The organism is Streptomyces sp. NPDC006655, from assembly GCF_040703965.1.
Taxonomy (GTDB): Bacteria; Actinomycetota; Actinomycetes; order Streptomycetales; family Streptomycetaceae; genus Streptomyces.
Genome location: NZ_JBEYJU010000035.1, coordinates 15,022 through 33,205 on the forward strand (window position 1 = coordinate 15,022; position 18,184 = coordinate 33,205).

Annotated in this window: 14 protein-coding genes; 1 reads left to right on the forward strand and 13 read right to left on the reverse strand. The window is 74.5% G+C overall.

The window, feature by feature from the left end; genetic code table 11:
• Positions 1-10: 10 nt before the first annotated feature.
• Genes cobC through cobM form a run of 6 tightly spaced genes read right to left on the reverse strand, consistent with a single transcriptional unit; the run spans position 11 to position 6,427 of the window.
• Positions 11-1,087: an Rv2231c family pyridoxal phosphate-dependent protein CobC gene (gene cobC, locus AB0958_RS21345; protein WP_366892083.1), complete on the reverse strand. Its 1,077-nt coding sequence runs from the start codon at positions 1,085-1,087 to the stop codon at positions 11-13.
• Complete coding sequence (locus AB0958_RS21350) at positions 1,077-2,006, reverse strand: sirohydrochlorin chelatase (RefSeq protein ID WP_366892024.1); 930 nt, start codon at positions 2,004-2,006, stop codon at positions 1,077-1,079. The genes cobC and AB0958_RS21350 overlap by 11 nt, the downstream gene beginning before the upstream one ends.
• The gene (locus tag AB0958_RS21355) at positions 2,003-2,587 is read right to left on the reverse strand and encodes a precorrin-8X methylmutase (RefSeq protein ID WP_366892025.1); all 585 of its coding nucleotides are present in this window, start codon (positions 2,585-2,587) and stop codon (positions 2,003-2,005) included. Before AB0958_RS21355 ends, AB0958_RS21350 begins: the two co-directional genes overlap by 4 nt.
• Positions 2,584-4,287 carry a precorrin-3B C(17)-methyltransferase gene (cobJ, locus tag AB0958_RS21360; protein ID WP_366892026.1) on the reverse strand — a complete coding sequence of 568 codons (1,704 nt, stop codon included), beginning with the start codon at positions 4,285-4,287 and terminating at the stop codon, positions 2,584-2,586. The genes AB0958_RS21355 and cobJ overlap by 4 nt, the downstream gene beginning before the upstream one ends.
• On the reverse strand, positions 4,284-5,567 hold the full coding sequence (gene cbiE / locus AB0958_RS21365; RefSeq protein WP_366892027.1) for a precorrin-6y C5,15-methyltransferase (decarboxylating) subunit CbiE: 1,284 nt from the start codon (positions 5,565-5,567) through the stop codon (positions 4,284-4,286). Before cbiE ends, cobJ begins: the two co-directional genes overlap by 4 nt.
• Positions 5,564-6,427 carry a precorrin-4 C(11)-methyltransferase gene (cobM, locus tag AB0958_RS21370; protein WP_366892028.1) on the reverse strand — a complete coding sequence of 288 codons (864 nt, stop codon included), beginning with the start codon at positions 6,425-6,427 and terminating at the stop codon, positions 5,564-5,566. The genes cbiE and cobM overlap by 4 nt, the downstream gene beginning before the upstream one ends.
• Positions 6,428-6,511: 84 nt before the next feature.
• Between cobM and AB0958_RS21375 the strand changes: the two genes are divergently transcribed.
• Positions 6,512-7,243 (forward strand): ZIP family metal transporter, encoded by a 732-nt coding sequence (locus AB0958_RS21375; protein WP_366892029.1) that lies wholly within the window; start codon positions 6,512-6,514, stop codon positions 7,241-7,243.
• Positions 7,244-7,254: 11 nt separating this feature from the next.
• Here AB0958_RS21375 and cobI read toward each other — a convergent pair whose 3' ends face one another.
• The 7 genes from cobI to AB0958_RS21410 are packed head-to-tail and all read right to left on the reverse strand — an operon-like array spanning position 7,255 to position 18,096.
• Positions 7,255-7,986 (reverse strand): precorrin-2 C(20)-methyltransferase, encoded by a 732-nt coding sequence (gene cobI / locus AB0958_RS21380; protein ID WP_366892030.1) that lies wholly within the window; start codon positions 7,984-7,986, stop codon positions 7,255-7,257.
• Positions 7,983-9,350 carry a cobyrinate a,c-diamide synthase gene (locus AB0958_RS21385; protein WP_366892031.1) on the reverse strand — a complete coding sequence of 456 codons (1,368 nt, stop codon included), beginning with the start codon at positions 9,348-9,350 and terminating at the stop codon, positions 7,983-7,985. The genes cobI and AB0958_RS21385 overlap by 4 nt, the downstream gene beginning before the upstream one ends.
• Entirely contained in the window at positions 9,350-9,949 is a 600-nt protein-coding gene (gene cobO, locus AB0958_RS21390; protein ID WP_366892032.1) for a cob(I)yrinic acid a,c-diamide adenosyltransferase, read from the reverse strand. Before cobO ends, AB0958_RS21385 begins: the two co-directional genes overlap by 1 nt.
• Positions 9,949-11,943: a putative cobaltochelatase gene (locus AB0958_RS21395; protein WP_366892033.1), complete on the reverse strand. Its 1,995-nt coding sequence runs from the start codon at positions 11,941-11,943 to the stop codon at positions 9,949-9,951. Before AB0958_RS21395 ends, cobO begins: the two co-directional genes overlap by 1 nt.
• On the reverse strand, positions 11,940-15,596 hold the full coding sequence (gene cobN, locus AB0958_RS21400) for a cobaltochelatase subunit CobN (RefSeq protein WP_366892034.1): 3,657 nt from the start codon (positions 15,594-15,596) through the stop codon (positions 11,940-11,942). Before cobN ends, AB0958_RS21395 begins: the two co-directional genes overlap by 4 nt.
• Positions 15,593-17,140, reverse strand: a complete 1,548-nt coding sequence (locus tag AB0958_RS21405; protein ID WP_366892035.1) for a cobyric acid synthase — start codon at positions 17,138-17,140, stop codon at positions 15,593-15,595. Before AB0958_RS21405 ends, cobN begins: the two co-directional genes overlap by 4 nt.
• Positions 17,137-18,096: a cobalamin biosynthesis protein gene (locus AB0958_RS21410; RefSeq protein ID WP_366892036.1), complete on the reverse strand. Its 960-nt coding sequence runs from the start codon at positions 18,094-18,096 to the stop codon at positions 17,137-17,139. The genes AB0958_RS21405 and AB0958_RS21410 overlap by 4 nt, the downstream gene beginning before the upstream one ends.
• Positions 18,097-18,184 lie beyond the last annotated feature (88 nt).

Here is an 18,184-nt window from a genome sequence, read left to right on the forward strand (position 1 = left end):
GGGCGCGGCCTCAGGCGCGTATCAAGACCAGCGCCTGATCGAAGGCCTGTAGGAACCGGTTCACCACTCCCCGGTCCCGCACGGCGATCCGCACCCATTCCTCGCCCAGCCCCGGAAACGTGTCCCCCCGTCGCACCGCATAACCGAGCGCCCGCAGGTGCCGCCGCACGGCGGCCGCGCCCGCCATCCGCACCAGCACGAACGGCCCCTCGGCAGGCGCCACCACCCGTACCCCCTCCGGTGCGAACTCCGCGAGTCCCGCGACCAGATGGGCGCGGTCCGCGGCGATCCGGTGCGCCGCGTGCGCCGCCTCCGCCAGCGCCCGCGGCGCCACACACGCCTCGGCCGCCGTCAGCGCGGGCGTCGACACCGGCCACAACGGCTGGACCCGCGCCAACTCGCCGATGATCTCCGGTGCGGCCAGCACGTAGCCGATCCGCAGCCCGGCCAGTCCCCAGGTCTTCGTCAGACTCCGCAGCACCACGAGACCGTGCACGTCGGTCCGCCCGGCCAGCGCCTCGCGCTCACCGGGCACCGCGTCCATGAACGCCTCGTCGACCACCAACGTCCGTCCGGGCCGGGCGAGTCGCACGATCGCCTCGGCCGGATGCAGCACCGACGTGGGGTTGGTCGGGTTGCCGATCAGCACCAGGTCGGCGTCCTCGGGCACCGCCGCCGGATCCAGCCGGAAGCCGTCCGCCTCCCGCAGCAGCACCCGGTCCACGGTGTGCCCGGCGTCCCGCAGCGCCGCCTCCGGCTCGGTGAACTGCGGATGCACCACCACCGGCCGGCGCACCTTCAGCGCCCGCGCGAGCAGCACGAACGCCTCCGCCGCACCCGCAGTCAGCAGCACCCGCTCCACCGGCAGCCCGTGCCGCCCCGCCACCGCCGCCCGCGCCCGCCGCCCGTCGGGATACGCCGCGAGCGCGCCCAGCGACCCCGCGATCCGCTCCCGCAGCCAGACCGGGGGAGTGCCGCTGCGCACGTTGACCGCGAGGTCGACGAGGGCGGAACCGTCGTCCCGGACCTCCGCGTCGCCGTGGTGCCGCAGGTCGTGGCCGCCGCCGGAACCGTCCTCAGTGTGCATGGGCATGCCCGTCATGGTGATGGTGGTGCCCGTGGCCGTGCGGGTGGCCCTCGTCGTCCGGGTGGAAGTGCGGCTGCTGCGGCAGGCCCACCTTGTCCTCGAAACCGGGCAGCGCGATCCGGTACACGCACGAGTCGCAGTTCATCCGCAGATCACCCCCGACCGCCTCCCGGTACCGTTCCATCACCAGGTCGAGCAGCTCGGGCTCGGGCCCGATGACGTCCGCGGAACGCACCTCGACCTGCGGGTGCGCGTCCGCCCACCCCTCGGTCTGCTGCCGCACCCGGTCCGGCAGGATCCCGGTGAACAGGAAGTACGGCAGGACCACGATCCGCCGCGCCCCCAGTTTCAGGCACCGGTCGAGCCCGCTGGGCACGTCCGGCGCGGCCAGCGACACGAACGCGGTCTCGACCCCGGCGTAGCCGCGCCCCTCCCACAGCAGCCGGGCCGCCTTGTGCACCTCGGCGTTGGCGTCGGGGTCGGTGGAACCCCGGCCCACCAGCAGCACGGTCACGTCGGCGCGGTCCTCGGCGGTCCGCGCGGCACCGCCCAACGCCTCGTCCAGGCGCCGCTCCAGCACGGCCAGCAGCGAGGGGTGCGGGCCCAGCGGGCGCCCGTACGTGTAGGAGATCCCCGGGTGCCGCTCCTTCTCCCGGGCCAGCGCGGCCGGGATGTCACCCTTGGCGTGGCCGGCGGAGACCAGCATCAGCGGTACGGCGGCGAACCGTCGTACCCCCTGCTCCACCAACTCGGTGACGGCGTCACCGAGCGGCGGCGGGGACAGTTCGATGAAGCCGCCGGCGACGGGCAGTTCGGGGTGGCGGCGGCCCAGCTCCCGAACGAAGGCACGGAACGCCTCGGCTCCGGCGTCGTCCCGGGTGCCATGGCCGGCGATGAGCAGGGCGGGCGGGGTGGTCACAGGGTCTCCTCGGAAGTGGGGTGGTACAGCAGGGCGTTGAGTGCGGCGGCGGCGACCGCCGAGCCGCCCTTCTCGGACACGTTGCTGACGGCGGGCAGTCCGCTGGCGCGCAACGCCGCCTTGGACTCGGTCGCGCCGACGAAACCGACGGGCAGCCCGATGACGAGCGCAGGGGCGGCGTCCAGCGTCAGCAGCTCCTCCAGGGCGGTCGGCGCGTTGCCGATCACCCACAGGGCGCCGGGCCCGACCTGCTCGTAGGCGAGCCGGATCGCGTGCGCCGAACGGGTCAGCCCGGGGCCGGCCTCGGCGTCGCGCAGCCGGCACACGGTCTCCCGGCGGGTGATCCCGGCGGCGACCATCTCGACGTCCACGACGACCGGCGCCCCGGCGTGCAGCGCCGCGTGCGCCTTCACCAGGTCGGCCTCGTCGGTCACCAGGTCGGCCGCGTACTCCAGGTCGGCGGCGGAGTGGACGACCCGCTCGACGACCGCCCGGGTCAGCGGCGGGAAGTGCGAGGTGTCCAGGCGGGCCCGCAGCCGCCGGTAGGACTCCTGCTCGATGGGGTGGACGACTCGGTTCACGGGGCCTCCTCCGGGGAGCCTTCCTGCCAGCGGTAGCCGCGCGGGGTGACCATACGCCCGGCGATGTTCCGGGTCGCCGTGTTGCCCACGGTCACGACCGTCATCATGTCGACCCACGCCGGGTCGACGGAGCCCAGGGTGGTCAGCCTGCTCGACTCGTCGGGGCGCGAGGCGTTGCGCACGACACCGACCGGCGTCGTCGGGGCCCGGTGCCCGGCGAGGATCGCCAGCGCCTTGGGCAGCTGCCAGTCACGGCCCCTGGAGCGCGGGTTGTAGAACGTCACCACGAGGTCCGCCTCGGCCGCCGCGCGGACCCGCCGCTCGATGACCTCCCACGGGGTGTGCAGGTCGGACAGGCTGATCGAGACGTGGTCGTGGCCCAGCGGCGCACCCAGGACCGCCCCGGCGGCGAGCGCCGCGGTGACCCCCGGCACCCCGATCACGTCGATGTCGTCGGAGGCCTCGGCGAGCGCGGGGGAGGCCATGGCGTACACGCCCGCGTCCCCGCTGCCGATCAGCGCGACGGCGTGCCCGGCCCGCGCCTCGGCGACCGCCGTGCGCGCCCGCTCCTCCTCGGCCCCGAGCCCCGACTCCAGGATCCGGGTACCCGGTCGCAGCAGGTCGCGGATCTGGTCGACGTACTGGTCGAGGCCGACCAGCACGGCGGCGCGTCGCAGTTCGGCCCTGGCCCGCGGGGTGAGCAGATCGCGGGCGCCGGGCCCGAGCCCGACCACCGCGAGCCGCCCGCGTGCGGGACGCCGTACGACGGCACAGGTCGCCATCGCGGGCCTGCCGTCGGCACGGACCGACTTCCGCTTGGGCACGAGGAGTTCGCCCCCGCGCAGCAGTGCCGCGGCCTCGGCGACGGACGGGGTGCCGACGGCGGCGAGCGGCGCGTCGGAGGGGTTGGGCACCGCCACCCCCGCCAACTCCGCGGCCGAGTACGTCACCAGGGGCACGCCGAGCCGCGCGGCGGCCGCGACGATCCCCGGCTCCCCGGCCTTGGCGTCGACGGTGGCGACCTCGGCGACGCTCCGCGCGGACAACCCCGCGTCCCGCAGGGCGCCCTCGATCAGTGCGAGCACCTCGTCGGCCGGGGCCCCGGCGGAGGCGCCCACGCCGACGACGAGGGACGGCGGGCGCAACAGCACCTCGCGCTCGCCGGGTTCCACGGCACGGTCGGTCAGCCGGACGGTGTACGCGCCCTCCGCGGCCAGCGGCAGCGGGGGCAGTGGCCACGCCGACTCGGCGCGCAGCGCCACCGGTTCACCGTCGAGCAGGGCCCGCGACACGGTCGCCACCGAGCCCTCCACCGGGAAGCCGAGGGTGTCCAGGCCGGCCAGTCCGACGGAGTCGGTGGCCGTCGTCACCACCGGCTGCGCGGAGAGCAACTCGCCCACCTCGGCGGCGAGTTCGTTCGCCCCGCCACCGTGGCCGCCGACCAGCGACACGGCGAACCGGCCGCCCTCGTCGACGCACACCACTCCCGGGTCGGTGGCCTTCCCGCCCAGCAGCGGGGCGATCAGCCGCACCACCGCGCCCGTGGCCAGGAAACACACCAGCTGCTCGCACTCCGCGAACGCCGACCGGACGGCGTCCCCCACGGGACCCTCGTACACCCGCGTGCGGTCCGGCCATGCCGCGGCCAGCCGGTCGCGTGCCGCCGCCCCCGCCGCGGTGGCGGAAATGAGGCCGATCACTGAGCAACTCCTTCGTCGGATTCTTCCAGGACGGGGGAACGAGTCCCCCACAGCAGGAACACGGGGTTGGTGGCCGCCAGCCGGGTCACGTCACCGGGCAGCGGCGCGAGACGCGACGACTGCAACAGCACCCCGTCGCAGGAGAACCCGGCGCCGGTCAGTGCCGCGCGGGCCGCCGGTACCCGGTCCAGGGCGGCCATCGCGACCACCACCGTCCGCCGGGCCCGCAGCGCGCACGCGGTGACGACGGCGGGCAGTTCGGCCCCGCCCCCGCCGACGAAAACGGCGTCGGGGTCGGGCAGTTCGTCGAGCACCTCGGGCGCCGCGCCGTGCCGCACGTCCACGTACACGCCGTGCGTCCGGGCGTTGGCGGCGATCCGCGCCACCCCGTCGGCCGCCTTCTCCACGGCGACGGCGGCGGCGCCCAGACGCGCGCACTCCACGGCCACGGACCCGGAGCCCGCGCCCACGTCCCAGACCAGGTCACCGAGCCGGGGCCCGAGCCGGGCCAGGGCCAGCGCCCGCACCTCGAACTTGGTGATCATCGAGTCGCGGTGCGCGAACTCGCCCTCCGCCAGGGCCCATCCGGCGGGCCCGGCGGCCGCCCCGGCCACCGTACGGACACCACCGAGCGCCCGCGTCCGGTCGAGGCACAGCACCACGTTGACGTCGGTGCCCCACTCCCGGGCGGCGGACTCGGCCGGCGAGACCCACTCCACCCGCTCCCGCACGGATCCGAGCGCCGACGCGACGACGAGGACCCGCTCACCGGACACCGACGCGGGAGCGGGCGCCGACGCCCTGCCGGAGGTGTGCAGCAGCGCTGCGCCCAGCTCCGCCGGGCCCGCTCCCGGCCCCGTCAGGACCGCCACCTTCGGGTGCGCCCGGCAGACGTTCACCGCCGTGCGTGACTCCCGCCCGTGCGCGCTCACCACCACCGCGTCGTCCCAGGGCAGCCCCACCCGTGCGAAGGCGGCGGCCACGGACGACACCCCGGCCCGCACCTCCAGCCGCTCCGCCCCGAAACGCTCCGCCAGCACCCGCACCACCCCGAAGAACCCGGGGTCCCCGGAGGCCAGCACGAGCACCCGGCTGCCCTGGTCCAGGTGCCGCTCCACGGCGTCGAGGGCCGGCAACAGCGGGCCGAGCACGACCCGCTCGGCCCCCTCCGGCAGCCGCACCGCGTCCAGATGCCGGCGCCCGCCGACGACCAGCCCGGCACCGGCCGCCACGTCCGCGGGCAGCGGCGCCCCCGTCCCCGTACCGACGACCGTGATCACGTACTCGCCCCGCGTTCGCGCAGGGCCCGCCGGGCCTCGGGGTCGGCCTTGCGGAAGCCGTGGAAGTGGCCGGGGTGGTAGAGGTGCGAGCGGGTGCCGTGGGCGGCCAGGGCCGGGCCCACCAGGAAGAGGGTGTGCTTCCAGAGCTTGTGCTCCTTGACCGTCTCCTCCAGCGTCTCGATCGTGCACCGCACGACCAGCTCCTCCGGCCAGGTCGCCTGGTAGGCGACGACGACCGGTGTCGACGTCGGATAGCCGCCCTCCAGCAGCTCCCGCACCAGCTGCCCGCTGCGCGCGGCGGACAGGAAGATCGCCATGGTGGTGCCGTGGCGGGCGAACTCCCGTACCTCCTCGCCCGGCGGCATCGGGGTCTTGCCGCCGCCGAGCCGGGTGAGCACGACGGACTGCGCGACCTCGGGAACGGTCAGCTCGCGCTGGGCCAGTGCGGCCACGGCCGAGAAGGAGGAGACGCCCGGCACGATCTCGACCTCGACGCCGAGCGCGGCACACCGGTCGACCTGCTCCTGGGTGCCGCCCCAGAGGGCCGGGTCCCCGGAGTGGATCCGGGCGACCCGCAGCCCCTCGGCACGGGCCCGCTCGTAGACGGCGACGGCGTCCTCCAGGGACATCGTCGCGGAGTCCAGGATCTCCGCGTCCGCGCGCGCGTGCTGGAGGACCTCCGCCTGGACCAGGCTGGCGGCCCAGATCACGACGTCGGCTTCGGCGATGGCGCGCGCGGCCCGGAACGTCAGCAGATCGGCGGCGCCGGGGCCGGCACCGACGAAGGTCACCTTGCCGGTGGGAGCGTCGCCGGTGGGGGCGTCGCCGGCGGCAGCGGCGGAGGCGGCGGCATCGGCCATGGGAAATCGGTCCTCTCTGGACAAAAGGTGTTACTGGTGCTGCTGGATGTGCGCTGGAGCGGGTTGATCGGATAGCAAGGGCACATGGCGGTCTTCGTCGCGCTCTGCGCGTTCCTGATGACGCTGGCCGGCGGCTGGACGGCACAGCGTGTGACCGACCGTCGTCACCTGGTCCTGGGCCTGGCCGGCGGTCTGATGCTCGGGGTGGTCGGCCTCGACCTGCTGCCGGAGGCGCTGCGCGCGGCCGGCCGCGAGATCTTCGGGGTGCCGGCCGCCCTGCTCCTGTTCGTGGCCGGCTTCCTCCTGGCCCATCTGGTGGAGCGCACCCTCGCCGCCCGCCAGGCCGCGCACGGCGGCGACGAGCACGACCACCACCGGGCGCCCGAGGTGGGCCTGACGGCGGCCGGCGCGATGGTCGGGCACAGCGCCATGGACGGCGTGGCGATCGGCGCGGCCTTCCAGGTGGGCGGCGGCATGGGCGCGGCGGTCGCGATGGCCGTGATCGCGCACGACTTCGCGGACGGCTTCAACACGTTCACCATCACGAGCCTGTACGGCAACGCGCGCCGCCGGGCGATAGGCATGCTGGTCGCGGACGCCTGCGCACCGGTCGTCGGCGCGCTGTCCACGATCTTCTTCCACATCCCGGAGGCCGTGCTCGGCGGCTATCTCGGCCTCTTCGGCGGCGTCCTGCTCTACCTGGCCGCCGCCGAGATCCTTCCCGAGGCCCACCACGAACACCCGGCCCGTTCGACGCTGCTGTGCACGGTGGCGGGCGCGGCGTTCATCTGGCTGGTGGTGGGCATCTCCGGCTGACGCCGCGGCGCTCACAGCTTCCCGCCTCTCCCGGCGTCCCGGCGCGGCGGAGCGATCAGCGTGGAGAGGTACGGCAGCGGGGCACCGTCGAGCTCGGCGGCCGGCCGGATGGACTCCTCGTCCAGACCCAGCGCCGACCCCCACACGGCATTGTCGACCCGCCCGCTCTCCCGCAGCGCCGTCAGGACCGCACCGGCCTGCCGTCCGAACTTGTACGCCACGACCGTCCCCGGCCCGCCCAGCGCGTCCTTCAGCGCCTCGGCGCCCGCCGTCACCGGGACGAGCGTCAGCGGCTCGGTCCCCTCGGTGAGCACGGCACCGGAACGCGCGGCGAGATCCTGCATGGCGGTGATCCCGGGCACGGTCTCCACGACCACGTCCGGCACCAGAGCGGCGACGGTCTGCGCGAGATACGTGAACGTCGAATAGACATTGGGGTCGCCGATGGTGGCGAACGCGACGGAGCCGTGCGCGCGCAGCAGCTCGGCGACCTTCGCGCCGGCGGCGTCCCAGGCGGCCTCCCGCCGCCCCCGGTCACTGCGCTCGTTCAGCGCGAAGACGACCCGGACGACCTTCTCCGCGCCCACGTAGTGCAGCACGGTCGCCTCGGCACGCCCGCGCTCCCCGCCGTCCATCACGGGTACGACGACGACCTCGGCCGCACGCAGGGCGTTGACCCCCTTGACGGTCACCAGCTCGGGGTCACCGGGACCCACCCCGACTCCGACCAACCTGCTGCTCATGACGTCCGGCACCTCTCCACGAACCTACGGGCCACACCGGGCTCGGACGCCCAGTGCGTGTGCAGATAACTCGCGTGCACACCCTGCTGTACAAAACCCTCGACCCGCGGCCGGGGGGTGCGCACACCCCACGCGGGCGCCGCGCCGGCCCCCGGCTCCACCACGGTCCGGTGGAACTCGTGCCCCCGCATCCGCGTCCCGGCCACGGCCAGCACACTGTCGCCCACGGCGACGGCGTCCCGGTACCCGAGCGTGAGCCGCTCCGACATCCGCGCGCGCGCGTCCAGCACGCCGCACATGGGCAGCCCGTCCAGCTCCCGGCACAGGTAGAGCAGCCCGGCGCACTCGGCGGCGACGGGAGCGCCGCGCTCGGCGAGGGCGGCGATGTCCTTCCTGAGCCGCTCGTTGGCCGACAGCTCACGTCCGTACACCTCGGGAAACCCGCCCCCGACGACCAACCCGTCCGTTCCTTCGGGGAGCCGCTCGTCCCGCAGCGGGTCGAACGGCACGACGTCGGCACCGGCCGCGGCGAGCAGTTCGGTGTGCTCGGCGTAGGAGAAGGTGAACGCGGCCCCGCCGGCGACGGCGACGCGCACCTTGGAGCGCACGGTGCGCGCCGACGAGGAAGCCAGCGCCTCGGCCGCGTCCCAGGCCGCACCCGGCAACGCTCCCGCGCCCCTCGCCAGCTCCAGCAGCGCCCCCAGGTCACATCCGTCGGCGACCTGCGCGGCCATCGCCGCCACCGCCTCGACGGCGTCCCTGCGCCGCTCCGCCACCGGCACCAGCCCCAGGTGCCGCGACGGCGTCTCCACCTGAGCCACCCTCCGCAGCACCCCGAACACCGGCACCCCGGAAGCCTCCAGCGCCTCCCTCAGCAACTCCTCGTGCCGGTCCGACGCCACCTTGTTCAGGATCACGCCCCCGACCCGCACCTGCGGATCCCACGACGCGAACCCGTGCACCAGCGCCGCCACCGACCGGGACTGCGAGGACGCGTCCACGACCAGCACCACCGGCGCCCGCAGCAGCTTCGCCACCTGAGCGGTGGACGCCAGCTCCCCTTCCCCCGCCGCCCCGTCGTACAGCCCCATCACGCCCTCGACGACGGCCAGATCACAGCCGCGCGCACCGTGCGCGAACAGCGGACCGACCAGCTCCGGTCCGCACAGGTACGCGTCGAGGTTCCGTCCCACCCGCCCGGTCGCGAGCGCGTGGTACCCGGGGTCGATGTAGTCCGGCCCGACCTTGTGCGGGGACACGGCGAGCCCCCGCGCGGCGAACGCGGCCATCAGCCCCGTGGCGACGGTGGTCTTGCCGCTGCCGGACGACGGCGCGGCGACGACCAGCCGAGGGACGGACGACATCACCACTCGATGCCCCTCTGCCCCTTCTGTCCCACGTCCATCGGGTGCTTGACCTTGGACATGTCCGTGACGAGGTCGGCGACGGCGACCAGCTTCTCCGGGGCGTTGCGCCCGGTGATCACGACATGCTGGGTCCCCGGCCGGTTCCGCAGCACCTCGACCACCTCGTCGGTGTCCACCCACCCCCAGTGCATCGGGTACGCGAACTCGTCGAGCACGTACAGCCGGTACGTCTCGGCGGCGAGGTCCCGCTTGACCTGCTCCCAGCCCTCCCGGGCCTTCTCCTCGTTGTCCATCTGGGCGTCGCGCTGGACCCAGGACCAGCCCTCGCCCATCTTGTGCCAGGCGACGGTCCCGCCCTCCCCGGAGTCCCCGAGGACCCGCAGCGCCCGCTCCTCGCCGACCTTCCACTTCGCCGACTTGACGAACTGGAACACCCCGATCGGCCACCCCTGGTTCCAGGCCCGCAGCGCGAGCCCGAACGCGGCGGTGGACTTGCCCTTCCCGACGCCCGTGTGCACGACCACCAGCGGCCGGTTGCGGCGCTGACGGGTCGTCAGTCCGTCCTCCGGTACGACACTCGGCTGTCCCTGCGGCATTACGCGGCCCTCCTCTGCACGTCCTTCACCAGTCCGGCGATCGAGTCCGCCCGCAGCTCGTCGAGCGTCACCGCCGTGCCGCCCAGTTCACCGGCGAGCTGCCCGGCGAGCCCCAGCCGCACCGGCCCCGACTCGCAGTCCACGACCACCGAGGCGAGCCCGTCGGCCGCGAACAGCCGGGCCGCCCGCCCGGCGAGCGCGACCGGCTCCGGACCGCCGGTGGCCCGTCCGTCCGTCACCACGACCACCAGCGCGCGCCGCGCCGGATCCCGCAACCGCTCCACCCGCAGCACGTCGTGCGCCTTGAGCAGCCCGGCCGCGAGCGGCGTACGCCCCCCGGTGGGCAGCGACTCCAGCCGGGCCGCCGCCGCGTCCACGGACGACGTCGGCGGCAGTGCGACCTCGGCCGCCGAGCCCCGGAAGGTGACCAGACCCACCTTGTCCCGGCGCTGGTAGGCGTCGAGGAGCAGCGAGAGGACGGCACCCTTGACCGCGCTCATCCGCTGCCGGGCCGCCATCGACCCGGACGCGTCGACCACGAAGAGCACGAGGTTGCCCTCACGCCCCTCCCGTGCCGCCTGCCGCAGGTCGTCCCGCCGGACCACGAGCCCGGGCCCCGACCGGCCGCGGGCCCGCTGGTGCGGGGCGGCGGCCCGCACGGTCGCCGCCAGGTGCAGCTTGGTCAGGGCGCCCCGCGGCCGGCGCGCACCCGTGGTCCGCCCGTGCTCGGTCCGGGCCCGGGACCGCCGCCCGGCGGCCCCCTCGCCGATCCCCGGCACGCTCAGCGCCTTGGTGCGGAAGGGCTCGGCGGCCCGGACGGGGGACTGCTCGCCCGCCCCCGCGGCCTGCGGCTCGCCGTCCTCGCCCGCCTCGGGCCGGGCACCGGTGTCACCGCCCTGCGGCCCGCCGTCCTCGGGCGCCGGCCGGCCGCCACCGCCGCCGGGACCGTCCGGGTCCGGGTCGTCGTCGCTCTCGTCCTGCCCGGAGAACTCCGCCAGCGTCTCGTCCAGCCTGTCCTCGTCGAGGCCCGGCGCGTCGAAGGGGTTGCGGCGCCTGCGGTGCGGCAGCGCCAGCAGCGCGGCCTGCCGTACGTCCTCGGCCAGCACCACGGTCCGGCCGGCCCACGCGGCGAGCGCGGTGGCGGTCCGCGCCATCACGATGTCGGCGCGCATCCCGTCCACCTCGAAGGCCGCACAGGTCGCCGCGATCTGCCGCAGCGCACCGTCGCCCAGCCGCACCGACGGCAGCAACTCCCGCGCCGCCACGATCCGTTGCCGGACGGCCGCCTCCTCGTCGGCCCAACGCGCCGTGAAACCGGCCGGGTCGTCGTCGTACGCGAGCCGCCGCCGGACGACCTCCACCCGCAGGTCGGGCTCGCGCGAGGCGGCCACCTCCACCGTGAGGCCGAACCGGTCGAGCAACTGCGGGCGCAACTCGCCCTCTTCGGGGTTCATGGTGCCGACCAGCAGGAACCTGGCCGCGTGCCGCACGGAGACACCCTCGCGCTCCACGTACGACGCGCCCATCGCCGCAGCGTCCAGCAGCAGGTCGACCAGGTGGTCGTGGAGGAGGTTCACCTCGTCGACGTAGAGGATCCCGCGGTGCGCGTCGGCCAGCAGGCCCGGCTCGAAGGCCTTCACGCCCTCGGCCAGCGCCCGCTCGATGTCCAGCGCGCCCACCAGCCGGTCCTCGGAGGCGCCCACCGGCAGCTCGACCATGCGCGCCGGGCGGGACTCGAAGGCCCCGGGCGGGTGGTGCGGGCCGTCCGGACAGGCCGGGTCGGGCTCCGCCGGGTCGCAGGAGAACCGGCAGCCGGCGACGACGTCCACGGTCGGCAGCAGCGCCGACAGGGCGCGCACCGCCGTCGACTTGGCGGTGCCCTTCTCGCCGCGCACCAGCACCCCGCCGACCGCCGGGGAGACGGCGTTCAGCAGCAGCGCGAGCCGCAGGTCGTCCTGGCCGACGACGGCCGTGAACGGGAACGGGGTACTCACTTCTCGTCGCCCTCCAAGTCGCCTTCCAGCTCCAGATAGGTGGCGCGCAGCCTCTCCAGGGTGTCCGCGTCCGGCTCGGCCCACAGACCGCGGTCGGCGGCCTCCAGGAGCCGTTCGGTGATCCCGCGCAGCGCCCACGGGTTGGACTTCTTCATGAAGTCCCGGTTCTCCGCGTCGAAGACGTACTCCGCGCTGAGCTTCTCGTACATCCAGTCGTCGACCACGCCCGCCGTGGCGTCGTAGCCGAACAGGTAGTCGACGGTCGCCGCCATCTCGAAGGCGCCCTTGTAGCCGTGCCGGCGCATGGCAGCCATCCAGCGCGGGTTGACCACCCGGGCCCGGAAGACGCGGTGCGTCTCCTCGCCCAGCGTGCGGGTCCGCACCTGGTCCGGCGTGGCCGAGTCACCCACGTAGGCCTCGGGGTTGGCGCCGGTCAGGTGGCGGACCATCGCCACCATGCCGCCGTGGTACTGGAAGTAGTCGTCGGCGTCCACGAGGTCGTGCTCGCGGGTGTCGACGTTCTTCGCGGCGACGGCGATCCGCCGGAACGCGGTCTCCATGTCCCCGCGCGCCGCCCGGCCGTCGAGCCCGCGCCCGTAGGCGTACCCGCCCCAGACCGCGTACACCTCGGCGAGGTCCGCGTCGGAGCGCCAGTTGCGGGCGTCGATCAGCGGCAGCAGCCCGGCGCCGTACGCGCCCGGCTTGGAGCCGAAGACCCGGGCGGTCGCGCGCCGCCGGTCACCGTGCCCGGCGGTGTCCTCGTCGGCGTGCGCCTTCACGTAGTTGGACTCGGCGGGCTCGGCCAGCTCGGCCACCGCCCGCACCGCGTCGTCGATCAGCCCGACCACGTGCGGGAACGCGTCCCGGAAGAAGCCCGAGATCCGGACCGTGACGTCGATGCGCGGCCGGCCCAGCTCGCCGAGCGGGATCACCTCGAAGCCGGTCACCCGCCGCGACGCCTCGTCCCACACCGGACGGCAGCCGAGCAGCGCCAGGATCTCCGCGATGTCGTCGCCCTGGGTGCGCATCGCGGAGGTGCCCCACACCGTCAGACCGACCGACTTCGGGTACTCACCGGTGTCGCTCAGGTACCGCTGCACGAGCGAGTCCGCCAGCGACTGGCCGACCTCCCAGCTCAGCCGGGACGGAATGGCCTTGGGGTCGACCGAGTAGAAGTTCCGGCCGGTGGGCAGCACGTTGACCAGGCCACGGGTGGGGGAGCCGGACGGGCCCGCCGGGACGTAACCGCCGTCCAGCGCGCGCAGGATGTGCCCGATCTCGTCCGTCGTCCGCGCCAGCCTCGGCACGACCTCGGTGCACGCGAACTCCAGCACCGCGATCGCGTCGGGCAGTTCGGTGCCCAGCACCTCCCGTACCAGCGGACGGCTCTGCGCCACCGCCCAGCCCCGCTGTTCCATGCCTTCCGCGACCCTGCGGCACAGCTGTTCCAGCAGGTCGATCGCGTCGGCCGCGGTACGCGAGGGGCCCTCGACGAGATCCGTCAGCTCCACCGGCACCTTCACCGGCGCGCCCGGCTCGGCCAGCAACTCCTTCTCGACGAGCCCGAAATGGGCCGCGAAGGAGGCCCTGAGCCCCGGCAGCGCGTTGGCCTGCCCGCCCCACACCTGCGAGGCCCGCAGCACCGCCAGCACCAGGTTCACCCGCGGCTCGCCGACCGGACCGCCGCCGAGGATGTGCAGACCGTCCCTGATCTGCACGTCCTTGATCTCGCACAGATAGCCGTCGATGTGCATGACGAACTCGTCGAAGTCGCCGTCGTCCGGCTGCTCGTCCACATGCAGGTCGTGGTGGAGCTCGGCCGCCTTCACCAGCGTCCAGATCTGCGCCCGCACGGCCGGTGCCTTGGCCGGGTCCAGGTCGGAGACCAGCGCGTACTCGTCGAGCAGCTGCTCCAGCTTGGCCAGGTCGCCGTAGGTGTCGGCGCGGGCCATCGGCGGCACCAGGTGGTCGACGACGGTGGCGTGCCCGCGCCGCTTGGCCTGGGTGCCCTCGCCGGGGTCGTTGACGATGAACGGGTAGATCAGCGGCAGGTCGCCGAGGACCGCGTCCGGCGCGCAGCCGGCGCTCAGCCCGAGGCCCTTGCCGGGCAGCCACTCCATCGTGCCGTGCTTGCCCATGTGCACGATCGCGTCGGCGCCGAAACTGTTCTCCAGCCACCGGTAGGCCGCCAGGTAGTGGTGCGACGGCGGCATGTCCGGGTCGTGGTAGATCGCGATCGGGTTCTCCCCGAAGCCGCGCGGCGGCTGGATCATCACGACCACGTTCCCGAACCGCAGGGACGCGAGCACGATGTCGTCGCCGTCGACGTACAGGTTGCCCGGCGTCTCGCCCCACGCCTCGGTCATCGCGTCGCGCAGCCGCGGGTCCAGCTTCTCGAACCACGCCCGGTAGTCCGCCAGTGGCACCCGTGCGGGCGCGGCGGCCAGCTGCTCCTCGGTCAGCCACTCCACGTCGTGGCCGCCGGCCGCGATCAGCCGGTGGATCAACTCGTCACCCTCGGACGGGTGTCCGCTGACCCCGTACCCGGCGTCCCGCAGCGCGTCCAGCACCCGCACCGCCGACGCGGGCGTGTCCAGGCCGACCGCGTTGCCGACCCGCGAGTGCTTGGTCGGGTACGCGGTGAAGACCAGCGCCACCTTCTTCTCGGCGTTCGGCTTGTGCCGCAGGCGTGCGTGCCGGACGGCGATCCCGGCGACGCGCCCGGCCCGCTCCGGGTCGGCGACGTAGACCGGGACGTCGTCGGGGCCCTGCTCCTTGAAGGAGAACGGCACGGTGATCAGACGGCCGTCGAACTCCGGGATGGCGACCTGCATCGCCGCGTCCATGGGGGAGAGCGCGGCGTCCGACTCGTCCCAGGCGGCGCGCGAGGAGGTGAGGCACAGGCCCTGGAGCACCGGTACGTCCAGGTCGGCGAGCGCGCCGACGTCCCAGGCCTCCTCGTCGCCGCCGGCCGAGGCCTGGGAGGCGTGCGTGCCGCCCGCGGCGAGGACGGTGGCCACCAGCGCGTCGGCCCGGCCCAGCAGCTCGTACAGCCCGGCGTCCGCCCCGCGCAGCGAACCGCAGAACACCGGAAGGGCGTTGGCGCCGTGCGCCTCGATCGCGTCGCACAGGGTGTCCACGAAGGCGGTGTTGCCGCTCAGTTCATGGGCGCGGTAGAAGAGCACGCCGACGGTCGGCCGGCCCTCGGCGCGGGGACGTTCGCCGTGCACGCCGAACTCGGGCATCCGCTGCGGCTCGACGAATCCCTCGCCGGTCAGCAGCACGGTGTCGGACAGGAACCGGGCCAGCTCGGTGAGGTTGGCCGGGCCGCCCTCGACCAGGTACCTGAGGGCCTCGGCCACCACCCCGGCCGGCACCGACGACTCGGCCATCAGCTCGGCGTCCGGCACCGCCTCGCCGCCGAGCAGCACGGTCGGGATCCCGGCGGCCCTCAGCGCGGCGAGCCCGTCCTCCCAGGCCCGCTTCCCGCCGAGCAGCCGTACGACGGCGATGTCCGCACCCTCGACCAGCGCGGGCAGCTCCTCCGCGACGTCGACGCGCGTCGGATTGCCGATCCGGTAGTCCGCACCGGCGGCGGCCCGGGCCGCCAGCAGATCGGTGTCGGCGGTCGACAACAACAACACTGTGCTCATGCGGGCGCTCCCGGTGGAATGAAAGGCAGTCCTTGCGGCGCGCCCGACTCGATGAGCCGCCAGAGCGCGTCCGTGTCCGCGTGCTGTTCGATCAGGTCGCCGAGCCGGTCGAGCTGCTCCTCGCGCAGCCCGGCGAACGAGGTGTCGGGGGCCGGCACGAACCGGCGGCCCGCGGCGGCGGCCACCTCGCGCAGGAAGGCCCGCCGGAAGCCGTCCGACTCCAGGGAGCCGTGCCAGTGGGTGCCCCAGGTCTGCCCGACCCGGCAGCCGTCAAGGAAGGCTTCCCCGCCGGTCACTTCGGCGACCCCGTGATGGATCTCGTACCCCTCGACCCGCTCACCGAGTGCAGTCCCCTCCGGCCGGGTAAGGATCTTCTCGGGGGCGAACCGAACCCGTAGGGGCAACACCCCGAGACCTTCGACCCGCCCTCGCCGGCTCTCGACCTCGTCCTCGATGTGCTCACCGAGGATCTGGAAGCCACCGCAGATGCCGAGGACGGGCCGCTGCTCGGCGGCCCGGCGCAGCAGCGCGTCCGCGAGGCCCCGCTCCCGCAGCCACTCCAGGGCCCGGACCGTCCCCCGCGTCCCCGGAATCACGACGAGATCCGCGTCGGCCAGTTCCTCCGGCCGGTCCACGAACCGCACCAGGACGCCCGGTTCGGCGGCCAGCGCGTCCACGTCCGTGAAGTTGGACATGAGGGGGATCGCGCAGACGGCGACCCGGAGCACGTCCTCGCCGACGGGCGGGGCGGTGTTCGACTCGCGGACGGTCCCGCGCAGGGAGACCCTCCCCCACGCTCGGCTTCGCTCGCGCGGGGGGACCCCCATCCCGTCCTCCTCGTCGATGCCGAGGCCGTGCCGGAACGGGAGGACGCCGTACGTCCGCCGCCCGGTCAGCCCGTGCAGCATGTCGAGGCCGGGCTCCAGCAGGGAGACGTCGCCCCGGAACTTGTTGACGAGGAACCCCGCGACGAGTTCCTGGTCCTCCGGCGAGAGCAGCGCGACCGTCCCGAAGAAGGAGGCGAAGACACCCCCGCGGTCGATGTCGCCGACCACCAGCACGGGCAGCCGCGCGTTGCGCGCGATCCCCATGTTCACGATGTCGGTCCGGCGCAGGTTGATCTCCGCCGGACTGCCCGCCCCCTCACAGATCACCGCGTCATACGTGCCCCGCAACTCGGCAAGGCAGTCGAGCACGGTCCCGAGCAGCTTCTGCTGCCGCCCGCCGTGATACCCCCGCGCGCTCAGCTCGCCGACCGGCTTGCCGAGCAGCACCACCTGACTGCTCCGCTCGCCACCGGGCTTGAGCAGCACGGGGTTCATCAGCGCGGTCGGCTCGATCCGGCAGGCCTGCGCCTGCATGGCCTGCGCCCGCCCGATCTCGGCGCCCTCGCGGGTGACGAAGGAGTTCAGGGACATGTTCTGCGCCTTGAACGGCGCGACCTTGACGCCCTGTCGTACGAGCCACCGGCAGACACCGGCGGTGACGACACTCTTGCCCGCGTCGGAGGTGGTCCCGGCCACCAGCAGCCCGCCGCCGTTCACCAGGAACCCCCCGCGCGCCTCGCGACCCGTCCACGCAGCAGGGCCGCGGCCGCGCTCGCCCCCAGCGCCAGCCAGCCCACGCGCCGTGACAGCCGCACGGCCCGCTCGATGTCCCCGGTCACCACGCTTCGCCCCTCCCCGTTCAGCACCGGCCGGTGCTCGACCCGCCCCCCGTACGACAACGTCCCCCCGAGCCGCACCCCCAACGCCCCCGCGAACGACGCCTCCACGGGCCCCGCGTTGGGACTGGGATGCTTCGCCGCGTCGGCCCGCCAGGCCCGCACCGCGCCCCTGGGGTCGCTCCCGGCCACGGCGGCGAGTACGGCGGTGAGCCGTGCCCCCGGCCATCCGGCCACGTCGTCCAGCCGCGCCGAGGCCCATCCGTACCGCAGGTGGCGGGCCGACCTGTGGCCGACCATCGCGTCCAGGGTGTTGACGGCCCGGAACCCGAGCAGCCCCGGCACTCCGCCCAGCGCCCCCCACACCAGCGCGCCGACCACCGCGTCGCTGGTGTTCTCGGCGACGGACTCCACGACCGCCCGCGCGATCCCGTCGGCGTCCAGGGCCTGCGGATCCCGCCCGCACAGATGGGGCAACCGGGCCCGGGCCGCCTCGACGTCCCCCGCCTCGAGGGCCCGTCCGACGGCCCGCGCCTCACGCGCGAGGGACGTGCCCCCGACGACGGCCCAGGTGGCGGCAGCGGTGAGCGCGACGGACGCGGTGGTGGACGGCCGTACCACCCGCTGGGCCACGGCACCCAGCGTCACGGCGCCGCCCGCGCACACGGCGGTGTGCAGCGCGCCCCAGCCACGGTGGTCCCGCCACAGCACCCGCTCCACGGCCCCGGCCGCCCGCCCGAACGCGGCGACCGGATGCCCCCGGCGCGGATCGCCGAGCAGCAGATCACCGACAAGGCCGGCGGCGGCGCCGTACGCGAAGACGCGATCGGCACCCATCGGCTCAGCCGGCCGCGGGGTCGGGGACGAGCCGGTTACTGCACCTCGGTCGGCAGCCGCGCATGGCGATATGTCCTCACTCAGGGTG